Below are 15,233 nucleotides of genomic sequence, written 5' to 3' on the forward strand. Positions count from 1 at the left end.
AAAATATACACCCACAACCCCCAAAACACGATTAATCTTGGTTTGCGGTGATTAAAGCGTTGTCCTGTCCCCCCCCCCCCGCGCCCGGGCCCCCCCCGCGGGGGCGACCGGGCCCGATCGGCTCCGTCAGGTCACTTCAGGGCGCCGGCCGTCAGGCCGGCCACCACCTGCCGCTGGAAGACGATGTACGCGGCGAGAACCGGCAGCATCGCCATCACCAGGCCCGCGAAGAGGCCGGACCAGTCGCCCTTGTAGCCCTGGCTGACCGCCAGCTGGACCAGGCCCTGGGTGAGGACACGCTTGTCGGGGTCGGTGTTGAGGACCGTGGGGAGCATGTACTGGTTCCACTGGCCCAGGAAGTTGAAGATGCCCACGCTGATCAGGCCCGGCTTGGCCATCGGGAGCATGATCTGGAAGAACGTACGCGAGTGCGAGGCGCCGTCGACGAAGGCCGCTTCCGCCACCGATGTGGGCAGGGTGCGGAAGAAGGCGGTCAGGAAGAAGACCGTGAACGGCAGCGAGTAGGCGATGTAGACCAGGATCAGGCCGTGGATCGTGTTCAGCAGGCCCATGTTGTTCACGACGTAGAACAGCGGGACCAGCGCCAGCATGATCGGGAAGCTCATGCCGCCGACGAACAGGTAGTAGATGAAGCGGTTGCCCGGGAAGTCGAAGCGGGCCAGCACGTAGGCCGCCATCGAGCCGAGGACCAGGGTGCCGATGAGCGAGCCGCCGACCACCAGGATGGTGTTCAGGAAGTAGTCGCTCATGTTGGCCTGGGTCCAGGCCCGCGACCAGTTGTCGAAGTGCAGCTTGTCCGGCAGGGACCAGGGCGAGCCGAAGATGGAGCTGTCGTCCTTGAAGGACGTCATCACCGCCCACAGCAGCGGCATGACCACCATGATCGCCCAGATGACCAGCACGCCGTGGGAGAAGACGTTGAGGACGGAGCCCTCTTTCTTCCGGTCGGCGGGCCGCGCCGGCGGTACGTCGACCTTGGCGATGGGCGCCCCGGACTCGGCCGGCAGCGGGGCGGAGGTCTCGGTCGTCTTCATCTGCTCAGTACTCCAGCCGCTCGCGACGGCCCAGCCGCATCACGACCGCGGCGAACGCGAGCGTGACGACGAGCAGGGCGACGCCGATGGTGGTGGCGTAGGCGGCCTGACCGTCCCGGAACGCCTTCTGGTACACGTACAGGACCATCACGGTGGTCGAGTAGTCGGGACCGCCCGGCCCGGTCGTCATGATCTGCACGACGGCGAACGACTCGGCGCCGAGCGCGAGGATGCCCATGTAGACCCAGCCGGACTGCACGGTGTCCCACAGCAGCGGCAGGGTGATGCGGAAGAAGGTGGTGAAGCGGCTCGCGCCGTCGAGCAGGGCCGCCTCGTACATCTCGGCCGGGATCGACGCCATGCCCGCCGAGAACAGGACCACGAAGAAGCCGACCGTGGACCACACGAGCACCGCCATCACACACCACAGCGCGAGGCTCGGATCGCCGAGCCAGAGCGGCTGGATGCTGTCGAGCCCGATTCCGCGCAGAAGCGAATTGATCGCTCCGCTGTCCGGGTTGTACGCGAAGGCGAACAACAGCGAGACGATCGCGATGGACAGGACCTGGGGGAAGAAATAGACGATCTTGTAGAAGGAGGAGCCCCGGACCCCGGAGATCACGGGGCCGCCCCTTCGCCGCCGTCCGCCCACATTGATCATGAAGGCGAAGAACAGCGCCAGACTGATCGTCACCAGCGGCAGCACCAGAGCGAAGAGCAGGCTGTGCTGCAACGACTTCCAGAAGATGTCGTCGTGGACCATCCTCTCGTAGTTGTCGAAGCCGACCATCTTGAATTCGGGGCTCAGGCCGGTCCAGTCCGTGAACGAGTAGTAGATGGACTGGATGAACGGCCACACCACGAAGAGCGCGTACAGTCCCAGGGGGAGTGCCAGAAACCCCACAATGAACCGGTACTTGCCGTGCTGCATCGCCACTCCGGTGCTGTAGAGGTGCTGGTTACTGGTGCTTGTAGTGCTTGATCGAGGTGTCCTTCGCGGCCTCGTCGGCGAAGTCCTGGATCCTCTTGATGGCCTCGGCCGGGGTGAGGCGGCCGGCCATCATCTCGCCGAGACCGGACACACCGATCTTCTCCTTCTGGAGCTGCACGTACCAGTCCTGGATCCGCGGATTCACCACGTTGGATCCGGCCTTGTCCAGCGCCGCCACGCCCGACTTCAGACCCGGGGTGAGGGTGATGCCGTCGGTGCCGCCGTTGAACGCGGTCAGCGACTTCACCTTGGCGGTGAAGTTCTTCGAGGACGCCTCGGAGAGCATGATGCGCAGCTGCTCCATGCCGCCCTCGGAGTTCGCCGCCTTGGCCGGCACGACGAAGGGCTCGCCGCCGGAGGCCCAGATGGTGCCGAAGGGCATCTTGTCGGAGCTGTCGATGCCGGTGGGCGCGGAGACCGCGAGGTTGAAGTCGGCCGGGATGACGTTGGCCGACTCGTTCTCCACCCAGGAGCCGTTCGGGATGAACAGGGCCTTGCCCTTGGCCCAGGCGGTCTGCGACTGGATGTGGTCGAGGCCCGGGGTGCCCTTGAGGATGTAGCCCTTCTTGAACAGCTCGTAGTAGGCCTCGAAGCACGCCTTGACCGCAGGGTGCTTCCAGGCGTTCGGCTCCAGGTTGTCGATGGCGTCGAGGACCTCGCGGCCGCCGACCTTGCCGATCATCGGGTACAGCGAGAAGGGGAGGTAGTACGGGTACTTGCCCGCGTACGTCCAGCCCGCCATGCCCTTCTTCTTGGCCTTCTCGCAGACCGCGAGCATCTCGTCCCAGGTCTCGGGGTACGTGGCGTCCAGCGAGTCCAGCGCCTTCTGCGAGTACCAGACGCCATAGACCGTGTAGGCGTAGTACAGGATCCAGACCGGCTTGCCGTCGAACTGGCCCATCTCCACGATGCCGGGGCGCAGCGTGTCGCGGACCTTCTTGTTCGGGTCGTCGTACGACGGGGCGTCCAGCAGCGGGGTGAGGTCCGCCAGCTGGTTCTTGCCGACGAGGACGCCCATGTCCATCTGCTCGGCGCCGGAGTTGTCGATGAGGTCCGGCGGGTTGCCCTGGTTGAAGCGGGGCTGGAGGGTGGACTGGATCTTCTGGGTGGCGGAGAACTTCACCGTGGCCTTGGGGAAGTCCTTCTGGTAGATCTTCACCGCGTCCTGGGCGTACTCCTTGCCGAAGCCGCCGTCGAAGAGGACGAATTCCATCTTGGCGGTCTCGTTGACGCCGAGCGGGTTCTTGCCGGTTTTCTTGCCCGCCTTCGCCTTGTCCTGTCCGTCGCCGCCGCTGCTCGCGCAGGCGGAGAGCAGGCCCATTCCGGGGGCGGCCACCAGGCCGAGTGCGGCCGAACGCTTGATCAGATCGCGGCGGCCGACACCCTCGCCACCGTGGTGCGCAGTGGATCCCATGCTCAAGTCCTCGCCTTCTCCAGGACTCAGGCGGTGAACCGGATCCTCCCCGGCACCGCTGTCGGGTAGTGCAGGGTCATGCGGGAAACGCCGACAGGTATAGTCCACTTCCCGCCAGCGGAGCAAGATCGAATGCAAGGTTGGTCATGGGTCTTTTCCGAGTTGAGACCTCTCGGAAATATGAGCGGCCTGCGGGCACCCGGCCGGAAAAATTCGCGACATAGGCCCCTGAATGCCACACCCAACACCCTTGACATCAAGGGCCACTTGACCACCTACTGGTTCCTGCGCATCGAAGTTGACAACGTTGTCCAGAGCGGAGCGCAGGAGGGGATTCCGTAGATGCAGCCAAGAACGCGGCACAGATACGGTCCGGCGGTCGTCCTCACGACCGCCTTTGTCATGGCAGTCGGCGCGCAGGGCGCGGCGGTCGCCCAGCCGGACAGGGCTCCGGCCGCCGACCGGGAGTTCGCATCCTCGTTCGAGTCCGGCGATCCGGCGCCGCAGTGGCTGAACACCGTCGACACCGCCGCGGACGGGAGCGAGCGCGCCGCGGGCGTGGACGGCGGCTACAGCACGGGCATTCCGGGCAACGTCACCGACCACGTGACCGAGGTCCGGGCCAGCAGCGAGAACACGGGCGCGGGCGAGGTGAAGGAGAACCTGGTCGACGGCGAGCCCGGCACCAAGTGGCTGACCTTCCAGCCCACGGGGTGGGCCGAGTTCGACCTGGACAAACCCGTCAAGCTGGTGACGTACGCGCTCACCTCGGCGAACGACTACGACGAGCGCGACCCGAAGGACTGGACGCTCCAGGGCTCGACGGACGGCCACGACTGGAAGACGATCGACACCCGCTCGGGCGAGTCCTTCTCGGAACGGTTCGAGACGAAGTCGTACGACCTGGCCCAGCCGGCCGAGTACCAGCACTTCCGGCTGGACGTGACGGAGAACAACGGCGCCTCGGACATCCTGCAACTCGCCGACGTGCAGTTCTCCACCGGCGGCTCGGGCGGCCCCGTGCCGCAGGACATGCTGTCGCTGGTGGACAAGGGCCCGAGCGGCTCGCCCACGGCCAAGGCACGGGCCGGGTTCACCGGAAAGCGGGCCCTGCGCTACGCCGGACGGCACACGGCGGCCGGCCGGGCGTACTCGTACAACAAGGTCTTCGACGTGAACGTGAAGGTCGGCGCCGACACACAGCTGTCGTACCGCATCTTCCCGTCGATGGCCGACGGCGACCGCGACTACGACGCCACCGACGTCTCCGTGGACCTGGCCTTCACCGACGGCACCTATCTGAGCGACCTGGGCGCGCTGGACCAGCACGGCTTCCCGCTGTCGCCGCGCGGGCAGGGCGCTTCGAAGGCGCTGTACGTCAACCAGTGGAACAGCGTCGCCTCGCGGATCGGTTCGGTGGCGGCCGGCAGGACCGTCGACCGGATCCTGGTGGCGTACGACTCGCCGAACGGCCCGGCGAAGTTCCGCGGCTGGATAGACGACGTCGACATCCGGCAGGTGGCGCCCCAGAAGCCGAAGGCGCATCTGTCGGACTACGCGCTGACCACCCGCGGCACCAACTCCAGCGGCAGCTTCTCGCGCGGCAACAACTTCCCGGCGACGGCCCTCCCGCACGGCTTCAACTTCTGGACGCCGGTCACGAACGCCTCTTCGCTGAGCTGGCTGTACGAGTACGCACGTGCGAACAACGACGACAACCTGCCGACGATCCAGGCGTTCAGCGCGAGCCACGAGCCGAGCCCCTGGATGGGCGACCGGCAGACTTTCCAGCTGATGCCGTCCGCCGTGACCGGCACCCCGGACACCGGGCGTGAGGCGCGGGAGCTGGCCTTCCGGCACGAGAACGAGACCGCACGGCCGTACTACTACGGGGTCCGGTTCGACAACGGTCTGCAGGCGGAGATAACCCCGACCGACCATGCGGCGGCGCTGCGCTTCACCTACCCCGGCGACGACGCGAGCGTGGTGTTCGACAACGTCACCGAGCAGGCGGGCCTGACCCTGGACAAGGAGCACGGGGTCGTCACCGGCTACTCGGACGTGAAGTCGGGTCTGTCGACGGGCGCGACACGGCTGTTCGTGTACGGCGTCTTCGACAAGCCGGTGACGGACGGCTCCTCGAGCGGGGTCAAGGGCTATCTGCGCTTCGACGCGGGCGCGGACCGCACGGTCACCCTGCGCCTGGCCACCTCCCTGATCAGCATCGACCAGGCGAAGGACAACCTGCGCCAGGAGATCCCGGACGGCACGTCCTTCGACACCGTGAAGGCACGGGCCCAGCGGACCTGGGACAAGCTGCTCGGCAAGGTCGAGGTGGAGGGCGCGACCCCGGACCAGCTGACCACGCTGTACTCCAGCATGTACCGGCTGTACCTGTACCCGAACTCCGGCTCCGAGAAGGTCGGCGGGAAGGACCGGTACGCCTCGCCCTTCTCCCCCATGCCGGGCCCGGACACGCCGACGCACACCGGCGCGAAGATCGTCGACGGCAAGGTGTACGTCAACAACGGCTTCTGGGACACCTACCGGACCACCTGGCCGGCGTACTCCTTCCTGACCCCGTCCCAGGCGGGCGAGATGGTCGACGGGTTCGTGCAGCAGTACAAGGACGGCGGCTGGACCTCACGCTGGTCCTCCCCCGGTTACGCCGACCTGATGACCGGCACCTCCTCGGACGTGGCCTTCGCCGACGCGTACGTGAAGGGAGTGAGCTTCGACGCCAGGGCGGCGTACGACGCCGCGGTGAAGAACGCGACGGTCGTTCCGCCGTCCTCCGGAGTGGGCCGCAAGGGCATGGCCTCCTCCCCGTTCCTCGGCTACACCAGCACCGGCACGCACGAGGGCCTGTCGTGGGCGATGGAGGGCTACGTCAACGACTACGGCATCGCGAAGATGGGCGAGGCCCTCTACAAGAAGACGGGCGAGAAGCGCTACAAGGAGGAGTCGCAGTACTTCCTCAACCGCGCCCAGGACTACGTGCGTCTCTTCGACCCCGCGGCGGGCTTCTTCCAGGGCCGTGACGCCGAGGGGAACTGGCGGGTGGACTCCGCGAAGTACGACCCGCGCGTGTGGGGCTACGACTACACGGAGACCAACGGCTGGGGCTACGCCTTCACCGCCCCGCAGGACAGCCGGGGCCTGGCCAACCTGTACGGCGGCCGCAGCGGCCTGGCGGAGAAGCTCGACGAGTACTTCGCCACCCCGGAGACCGCCTCGCCGGACTTCGTCGGGTCCTACGGCGGTGTCATCCACGAGATGACCGAGGCCCGGGACGTCCGGATGGGCATGTACGGCCACTCCAACCAGGTCGCGCACCACGTGATCTACATGTACGACGCGGCCGGCGAGCCCTGGAAGGCACAGGCGACCGTCCGCGAGGCGCTGTCCCGGCTCTACGCGGGCAGCGAGATCGGGCAGGGCTACCACGGCGACGAGGACAACGGCGAGCAGTCGGCCTGGTATCTGTTCTCCTCGCTGGGCTTCTACCCGCTGGTCATGGGCAGCGGCGAGTACGCGATCGGCTCCCCGCTCTTCAAGAAGGCGACCGTGCACCTGGAGAACGGCCGGGACCTGGTCATCAAGGCCCCGCGCAACAGCGCGAAGAACGTGTACGTGCAGGGCGTGAAGGTGAACGGCCGCCCCTGGACCTCGACGTCGCTCCCCCACTCGCTGCTGGCCAAGGGCGGCGTGCTGGACTTCTTCATGGGCTCCAGGCCCTCGACGTGGGGCACGGGCAAGCAGGCGGCCCCGGTCTCCATCACCCAGGACGACAAGGTGCCGACGCCCCGCGCGGACGTGCTGAAGGGTGACGGCGCCCTGTTCGACAACACCTCGCAGACGAGCGCCACCGTCACCTCGGTGGACCTGCCGGTCGGCGCCGCGGCCCGGGTCGTCCAGTACACCCTGACCTCGTCGGCCGACCACACCAAGGCACCGACGGGCTGGACCCTGCAGGGCTCCGCGGACGGCACGACCTGGACGACCCTGGACCACCGCACCGCCGAGTCGTTCACCTGGGACCGCCAGACCCGGGCGTTCACCGTCACCGCACCGGGCTCGTACACCAGGTACCGCCTGGTCCTCGACGGCGAGTCGGCCCTGTCGGAGGTGGAGCTGCTGGCCTGACGCCTCCCCGCACGAGGAAGGGGCGGGCCCGTGCGGGCCCGCCCCTTCGTCATGGGGAGGTTCAGCCGGTGGCCAGGGTGAACACGTGCAGGTCGGTGTTCCCGGGCAGCTTGACGCTCTTGACGGCCTTGCCGTCCGGTGCCGTGAACGGCTTGGTGGCGAACACGTACGTCGCCACCGGGTCCTTGTCGGCGCCCGCGACATTGCGGTACGCGGTCCTGGCGACGACCTCGTTGCCGTACTGGACGGTGCCGCCTCCGCCACCGACGGTCCAGTCGGTGAAGGAGAGGTCGACGGTGTCGGTCGTGCCGTCGGTGTAGGTGACGGTCGCCCCGGTCTGCTGGTTGCCGTTGACCGCGCTGCCGATGAAGGACAACCTGCGTGCAGCTGTGGGCAGTTCGATGGTCTGGCCGGTGGCCGAGGCGTTGTCGGGGCGGGCGGCCGGGGAGTTCGGCCAGGTGAAGGCGAGACCGTCGACCGTGCCCTGTGCGCCGGGGGTCAGGCCGGCCGCCGCGAGGGCCTGGCGGGAGTAGCTCCAGCCGCCGCCGTCGAAGTCGGCCTCGTCGTGCTCGCCCTGGTCGTCGGAGACGCCGGTGTTGTTGTAGGCCGCGAGCAGGGTGCCCGGAGCGGCCACGGTCAGCGAGACGGGCTGCTCGTACGAGGTGTCGCCCGAGGTCACCGTGACCTTGGCGGTGTAGAAGCCCTGGGGGGCGTCCTGCGCCGCGGTGAGGGTGATCTCCTGGGAGCCGTCGGTGACCGTGCCCTCGGCGGGCGCGGCCGTGACACCGGACGGCGTCTCCACCCGGAAGCGCACCTCGGGTCCGGTACCGCCGCCGAGGGCCAGCGCCCGTATGCCGATCTTCGTGCTGTCACCGGGGGCGACCGTGGCGGCGGTGGGACCGACGCCGATCTGGTACGGCTGCTCGCCCTGCCGGAAGGACGGCGGCGGGGAGCCCGCACCCCAGCCGCGGTTCGGGGTGGTGGCGAGGGTGTAGTCGAGGCGGCCGCCGTCCCGCACGAAGGAGGCGGGCAGCCACGGCCGGTCGCCGGCCCTTCCGTTGACCTTCAGGGACTGGATGTACGGTGCGTCGGCCGCCGCTCCGGTGGCGCGGATCGAGATGTCGTTGCCGTGCGGGCGGTCGATCTCGATCCGCTCGAACAGCGGTGAGGCGAGGACGAGTTCGGCCCGGGACGGCACCTGCGGGTACATGCCGAGCGCGGAGAACACGTACCAGGACGACATGGCGCCGAGGTCGTCGTTGCCGGGGATGCCGCCGGGCCCGGTCGACCAGAGCTGGCGCATCGCCGCGCGGACGGTCTCCTGGGCCTTGTACGGGGCCCCCGCGTAGTCGTACAGGTAGGGCACGTTGATGGACGGCTCGTTGTCCAGTTCGGACTTGGTGCCGCCGTTGCCGGTGAAGGCCCAGCCGCCGTCGGCGGTGTGGAAGAAGGAGTCGAGGCGGGCGAGGGCCTTGCCGGTGCCGCCCATCGCGGCGAAGAGCCCGGCGGGGTTGTGCTGGACCATCCAGGTGTACTGGGCGGCCGTGCCCTCCACGAACCCGTTGCCGGTGTCGGGTGTGAAGCCGGTGACCCAGCTGCCGTCGGCCTTGCGGTTGGCGACGTAGCCGCCGCTCGGGTCGGCGGCGATGTTGAAGTTGTTCTGCCACCACTGGGCGCGGCGGGCGAAGGCGGCCGCGGTGTCCTTCTCCCCTGCCGCGGAGGCCAGTTGGGCGAGGGAGAAGTCCGCCGTGGACATCTCCAGGGTCTCGGCGGCGCCGCCCCAGGCGTTGGAGACGCTGGGCATGTAGTGCAGCTTCAGGTACTTGTCGAGCGACGGGCGCTGGCCCACCGACAGCACCGGCTTGCCGGCCGCGGACAGGTCTTGCTGCGTGGGTACGGTCGCGGCCCTGACCAGCGAGTCCAGGGCGCCCTTGAGGTCGAAGTCGGTGCCGCCGAAGGCGCGGATGCCGGCCAGCGCGGTGGGTGACGGGTCGCCGTTCATGACGTGGGTGCCGCTCGCGCCGTGCAGCCAGCGGTCCCAGATCCCGCCGTTCTGTGTGGCGAGTTCGTAGAGCGACTGGGCGATGTCCGAGCCCGTCCCGGGGTCGAGCAGGGTCAGCAGCTGCACCTGATCGCGGTAGACGTCCCAGCCGGAGAAGGTGCCGTATTGCGCATGGTGCCGACGGTCGACTGTATGCGGTCGACCGTCGGCACCATGGTATCCACGGTCGACGTCACTGATGATGTTCGGATGCAGCAGGGAGTGATAGAGCGCCGTGTAGAAGGTGGTGCGCTCGACCTCGGTCCCGCCGCCGACCCGGACCGCGTCCAGCCGGTCGCGCCAGGCGCGCCGCGCCGCGTCCTTGACGGCGTCGAAGGAGCGCGCCTGCGGGTTCTCCGCGGCGAGGTTCGCCTCGGCGCCCGCCTGGCTGACGTAGGAGATGCCGATCTTGACGTTCACCGGGCCGGTGCCGGGCGCGAACTGGACGTACCCGCCGGAACCCTTGCCCGCGACCGGCCGCCCGCCGTGCGAGAAGCCGCCCGTGCCGCCGGAGGCCTTCAGGGAACCGGGGCTCAGCCTGTCGTCCTGCCAGGTGCCGGCCGCCGTGAAGGCACGGTCGAAGCGGGCGGTGAAGTACAGGGTGTAGTAGGAGCGTTGGCCCTCGGGGTCGAGGTAGCCGCAGAAGTTGCCGGAGGTGACGGAGCCGGAGACGGTGCGGGTCGCCGGGTCGATGGTGACCGTCGAATCCGCCGAGCCCACCTCGGAGTTGGCGGTGCGCACGAGCAGCGAGGCGGGCTTGTCCGCCGGGTAGGTGAAGCGGGCCGAGCCGGTGCGGGTGGTCGCGGTGAGGTCGGCGGTGACGCCGGAGGCGAGGCCGACCCGGTAGTGGCCGGGCTCGGCGGTCTCGTCGGCGTGCCGGAAGTCCGCGGCGTAGACGGCGTCCTTGGTGTCGCCCGCCGGGGAGGAGGTGACCTCACCCGGGTACGGGAAGAGCGGGATGTCGCCGCTGCCGCCCGCGCAGCCCGTGCCGGACATGTGGGTCAGGCTGAACCCGCGGATGCGGGTGGCGTCGTACTGGTAGCCGCCCGGTGCGGCGGTACGGGTGGCGTCACCTCTGGTGTTCTCCGGACTGAACGAGAACATGCCGAACGGCGCGACGGCGCCGGGGAAGACATCGCCGCCGTTCTTGGTGCCGATCAGCGGATCGACGTACGGGGTCGGGTCCTTGACGAGATCGGGGGGAGCTGCGGTCGCCGCGAAGGCCGGGGTGGCGCCGAAGGTGGCGAGCACCGCGGCCAGCAGCAGGGACGTGGGACGGAAACGCATGACGCGGCCCTTCCTCCTGACGGACGGGTCGCGCACCACAGGTCGCACAAGCCGCAGGGACAGTAACGTGCGCCACCGCTAGCACGGAAGACCGCGTACGCCGCCGCAGGCACACACGGGGGATCACCCGGTCGGGCTATCCGAAGTGGCTTGACATCGTTGTCCGTTGAGGCGGTAGAGTCATGTACAGACCATCAGACAACGTTGTCGCGCTCCATCAGGACGAAGCCGGCCCAAGGGCCTCGCTGTCACAAGCCAGCACCACCCGGACAGGTATCACCCCACCCCCCTCACCTGCCCGGCTCGCGGACCCGGTGTGCACAGCCACCGGGTCCGCCCAGAGCGGCTCAACCGACCTGACAGGCAGGGGCGGTGGAGCCCTCGTCACCGGATCCCTGGACGACGTAGCCGAACGTCGCGCTCTGCCCCGGGCTCGAGGAGCCGTTCCAGTCGGCGTTGTGGACCATCACGTCCTGTCCGGTGCAGGTGGCGTCGCCGTTCCAGAGGCCGGCCACCGACTGTCCGGCGGGCAGCGTCCGGTCGACCGTCCAGCCGAGCATCGGGACGCCCCCTGTCGGTGACCGTCACCTCGGACTGGTGACCGCCGGCCCAGGTGCCGGTCGTCCGGCAGGTCGCGGTGCGGGTGCCGGGCGGGGGCCCGGTGGGGTTGCCGGGGCCGTGGACGCCCATGACCTCCCCGTGACCGCCGTCGACGACGACACCGGAGCAGGAGTAGAAGATCTCCGCGCCGTCCGAGCGCTGCCGGACCATGTGGACGATGTGCCGCCCCGTCCTGTCCGACGGAAGCCTGCCGGCCCAGGAGTAGCGGCTTCGTCCGTGCCCGGGGTGCGGTTCAGCGGCGGAGGGGCGACGGTGAGGAACGACTGGTCCTCCATCTCGTCCCGGGTGAGCGGCTCGGTCGGGCCATAGGTGTCCTTGGTGACGCACACGTGGAACCAGCCCGGATACGCCGCCCCAGGCGCAGAGCAGAGTGGAGCAGAGTGGAGCAGAGCACCGAGAATCAGTTACAGAACGGCGCGGCGCCGCTCGCCTGCCGGGCCGCCCGGCAGGCCGGGTTCACGGGCTTGATCTCGCCGGTGTCGGCGAGCGCGTCCTGCCGGCACAGGAAGGTCCGGCTGCCCGGCTTCATGGGGGCCGTGGGCCGAGGCCGGGGTGCCTGCGGCGACGATCAGGCCGAAGGCGGGGAGGGTGGCGAGCAGGTCCAGGAGGACGGCTCTGTTCTGGGTGGGGTGCGGTAATCGCGGGCGCCTCGCGGGACCCGCGGCCCGTATTGTCGTAGGTATGACCCATCGACCTCTGGGCGTGGCCGGTGCCATACAGAACGGGGGTCGGGGCGGGAGCGGGACCCGCACGATCCGGGCGGGTTCCGGTCCACCGGGACCGCGTCTGCATGGGAGCGCTCCCACCCCTTGTCCGTGAAGCTAGCGCGCACGACGGCAGGTGTAAACGCCTGCCACTGCCGCTGTGACACAAGGGCCCAGAGGGAGGATCGTAGAAGTAAAGGCCGAGGGGGGAATTCTGTCCATCGCTTGGACCAACCGTAGTCACCCGGAAAGGCCAGTGCTAGAAATGTTGCATGTGGGACCGATTCGCCCGATTCAGGCACATCGCCGGGCGCTCGATGGCCGGCAAGAGCCCTCGTAGCGTCGCCGGGCAGGTCTTCGTCCTGCAGGTGGCGCTGGTGGTGGTGCTGGTGGTCTGCGCCGTCATCGCCCTCGTCCTGCAGTCGGAACGTGACACCAGCACGGAGGCAAAGCGCCGGTCGATAGCCGTCGCGCAGACCTTCGCGCACTCTCCGGGCGTCGTGGCGGCCCTGCAGAGCCCCGACCCGTCGAAGCTGCTCCAGCCGCTCACCGAAGAGGGGCGCAAGACAGCGGGCGTCGACTTCATCGTGGTCATGGACACCCACGGCATCCGCTACACCCACCCCATCCCCAGCAAGATCGGCCACCGGTTCGTCGGGGAGATCGGGCCGTCGCTGGCCGGGAAGGTCTACACCGAGAGCGTCAACGGCCCGCTCGGCCACGAGGTGCAGGCGACCGTTCCCATCAGGGACTCCCACGGCAAGGTGATCGCCCTCGTCTCCTCCGGGATGAAGGTCAAGAACGTGACCAGTCAGTTCGACCGGCAGCTGCCGATCATCCTGGGTGCCGGGGCCGGAGCGCTCTTGCTGTCGACCGGCGGTACGGCGCTGGTGGGCCGGAGGCTGCGGCGGCAGACCCACAGCCTGGCCCCGGACGAGATGACCCGCATGTACGAGCACCACGACACGGTGCTGCACTCGGTGCGGGAAGGCGTGCTGATCGTCGGTGACGACGGGCGGCTGCTGCTGGCCAACGACGAGGCCAGGCGGCTGCTGGAGCTGCCCCCCGAGGCCGAGGGGCAGCAGGTGCGGGAGTTGTCGGGCCTCGACCCCGAGATGGTGGAGCTGCTCGCCTCCGGGCGCGAGGCCACCGACGAGGTGCACTTCGCCGGGGGCCGGCTGCTGGCGGTCAACCAGCGGCCGACGGACCGCGCGGGAGGTCCCCGGGGAACCGTGGTGACGCTCCGCGACTCCACGGAGCTCCAGGCGGTGTCCGGCCGGGCCGAGATCGCACGGGAGCGGCTGGAGCTGCTGTACGACGCGGGGCTGGGCATCGGCACCACGCTCGACGCGGGCCGCACGGCCGGCGAGCTGGCCCAGCTCGCCGTCCCCCGCTTCGCCGACTTCGTCACCGTGGACGTGGCCGACGCCGTGCTGCGCGGAGAGGAGCCGGGGCCCACACCGACCGAGCTGCGGCGCGTCGCCGTGATCGGCATCCGGGACGACCATCCGCTCTACGAGATGGGCCGGCTGATCGACTTCCTGCCCTCGACCCCGCAGGCGCGCGTCTACGGCGACCACCGCGCCGTGCTGGTGGCCGATCTGTCGTCCGCGGCGGACTGGCAGGCCCAGGACCCGAGGCGCACCCGGCAGATCCTCGACTTCGGCATCCACACGCTCATCACCGCCCCGATCCAGGCCCGCGGAGTCATTCTGGGCATGGCTCACTTCTGGCGCTCCAAACAGGACCCCTTCGACGAGGAGGAGCTGTCCTTGGCGGAGGAGCTGGTGGCGCGGGCCGCGGTCAGCATCGACAACGCCCGCCGGTACACCCGCGAGCACACCCTCGCGGTCACACTCCAGCGCAGCCTGCTGCCTCGGGCGCTGCCCGAGCAGAGCGCCCTGGAGGTCGGCTACCGCTATCTGCCCGCCCAGTCGGGCGTGAGCGGCGACTGGTTCGACGTGATCCCGCTGCCGGGGAGCCGGGTGGCGCTGGCCGTCGGCGACGTGGTCGGGCACGGCCTGCACGCCGCCGCGACGATGGGCCGGCTGCGGACCGCGGTGCACAACTTCTCCACGCTCGACCTGCCGCCCGACGAGCTGCTCAGCCATCTGGACGACCTGGTGGGCCGCATCGACCAGGACGAGTCGTCGTGTGCGGAGTCGGCCGGGGAGATCGTCGGCGCCACCTGTCTGTACGCGATCTACGACCCGGTGACGCGGCGCTGCGTCATGGCACGGGCCGGGCACCTGGCGCCCGCGCTGGTCCACCCCGACGGCAGCGTCACCTACCCCGAGCTGCCGGGCGGACCGCCGCTGGGCCTCGGCGGCATGCCGTTCCAGACGGCCGAGCTGGAGCTGGCCGAGGGAACCCAGCTGGTGCTGTACACCGACGGCCTCGTCGAGGAGCGCAGCCGCGACCTGGACGTGGGCATGGAGCTGCTGCGCCAGGCGCTGGCGGGCCATCCGGACCGCCCGCTGGAGGAGAGCTGCCAGGCGGTGCTGGCGGAGCTGCTGCCCGCGGGGGCCAAGGACGATGTCGCTCTGCTGATCGCGCGCACCCGGGCGCTGCCTCCGGAGAACGTCGCCGACTGGGACGTGCCGCGCGACCCGGCCGCCGTGTCGGGTATGCGCGGCGCGGTGTCGGAGAAGCTGGAGGAGTGGGGCCTGTCCGAGCTGGGCTTCGGCATGGAACTCGTCCTGAGCGAGCTGATCACCAACGCCATCCGCTACGGCTCCGAGCCGATCCATGTGCGGCTGATCCGTGACCGCACGCTGATCTGCGAGGTGGCCGACGGCAGCAGCACGTCGCCGCATCTGCGGTACGCCGCGACGACCGACGAGGGCGGCCGGGGCCTGTTCCTGGTGTCGCAGATGACCGAGCGCTGGGGCACCAGGTACACGCCCCAGGGCAAGGTGATCTGGGCCGAGGTGGCGCTGCCGGACTTCACGGAGCTCTTCGCGGAGTGAGCGGC

At 69.2% G+C, this 15,233-nt stretch carries 6 protein-coding genes and 1 pseudogene; 2 read left to right on the forward strand and 5 right to left on the reverse strand.

Going from position 1 to position 15,233, the window contains the following annotated elements; all coding sequences use genetic code 11:
• Positions 1-131 precede the first annotated feature (131 nt).
• The 3 genes from ABZ471_RS27420 to ngcE are packed head-to-tail and all read right to left on the reverse strand — an operon-like array spanning position 132 to position 3,460.
• On the reverse strand, positions 132-1,055 hold the full coding sequence (locus tag ABZ471_RS27420) for a carbohydrate ABC transporter permease (RefSeq protein ID WP_359069895.1): 924 nt from the start codon (positions 1,053-1,055) through the stop codon (positions 132-134).
• A 4-nt stretch (positions 1,056-1,059) separates the two neighbouring features.
• Complete coding sequence (locus ABZ471_RS27425; RefSeq protein ID WP_359069977.1) at positions 1,060-1,986, reverse strand: sugar ABC transporter permease; 927 nt, start codon at positions 1,984-1,986, stop codon at positions 1,060-1,062.
• A 28-nt stretch (positions 1,987-2,014) separates the two neighbouring features.
• The gene (ngcE, locus tag ABZ471_RS27430; RefSeq protein WP_359069897.1) at positions 2,015-3,460 is read right to left on the reverse strand and encodes an N-acetylglucosamine/diacetylchitobiose ABC transporter substrate-binding protein; all 1,446 of its coding nucleotides are present in this window, start codon (positions 3,458-3,460) and stop codon (positions 2,015-2,017) included.
• Positions 3,461-3,802: 342 nt separating this feature from the next.
• Between ngcE and ABZ471_RS27435 the strand changes: the two genes are divergently transcribed.
• Positions 3,803-7,606, forward strand: coding sequence for a GH92 family glycosyl hydrolase (locus tag ABZ471_RS27435; RefSeq protein WP_359069899.1), 3,804 nt, complete (start codon positions 3,803-3,805; stop codon positions 7,604-7,606).
• 61 nt (positions 7,607-7,667) lie between these two features.
• On the opposite strand, the gene ABZ471_RS27440 is transcribed toward ABZ471_RS27435, so the two are convergent.
• Complete coding sequence (locus ABZ471_RS27440) at positions 7,668-10,934, reverse strand: GH92 family glycosyl hydrolase (protein WP_359069901.1); 3,267 nt, start codon at positions 10,932-10,934, stop codon at positions 7,668-7,670.
• Between the two features lie 347 nt (positions 10,935-11,281).
• Positions 11,282-12,238, reverse strand: a pseudogene (locus ABZ471_RS27445) (lytic polysaccharide monooxygenase).
• Between the two features lie 338 nt (positions 12,239-12,576).
• Between ABZ471_RS27445 and ABZ471_RS27450 the strand changes: the two are divergent.
• Complete coding sequence (locus ABZ471_RS27450) at positions 12,577-15,228, forward strand: SpoIIE family protein phosphatase (RefSeq protein ID WP_359069979.1); 2,652 nt, start codon at positions 12,577-12,579, stop codon at positions 15,226-15,228.
• Positions 15,229-15,233: the final 5 nt, after the last annotated feature.

The organism is Streptomyces sp. NPDC005728, assembly GCF_040630895.1.
In the GTDB taxonomy this organism is placed as follows: domain Bacteria; phylum Actinomycetota; class Actinomycetes; order Streptomycetales; family Streptomycetaceae; genus Streptomyces.

Excerpts from the sequence above, each read along its gene's own strand:
- ngcE (WP_359069897.1), bottom strand. The coding sequence starts at position 3,460 with ATGGGATCCACTGCGCACCACGGTGGCGAGGGTGTCGGCCGCCGCGAT.
- ABZ471_RS27435 (WP_359069899.1), top strand. The coding sequence starts at position 3,803 with ATGCAGCCAAGAACGCGGCACAGATACGGTCCGGCGGTCGTCCTCACG.
- ABZ471_RS27420 (WP_359069895.1), bottom strand. The coding sequence starts at position 1,055 with ATGAAGACGACCGAGACCTCCGCCCCGCTGCCGGCCGAGTCCGGGGCG.
- ABZ471_RS27425 (WP_359069977.1), bottom strand. The coding sequence starts at position 1,986 with ATGCAGCACGGCAAGTACCGGTTCATTGTGGGGTTTCTGGCACTCCCC.
- ABZ471_RS27440 (WP_359069901.1), bottom strand. The coding sequence starts at position 10,934 with ATGCGTTTCCGTCCCACGTCCCTGCTGCTGGCCGCGGTGCTCGCCACC.
- ABZ471_RS27450 (WP_359069979.1), top strand. The coding sequence starts at position 12,577 with ATGGCCGGCAAGAGCCCTCGTAGCGTCGCCGGGCAGGTCTTCGTCCTG.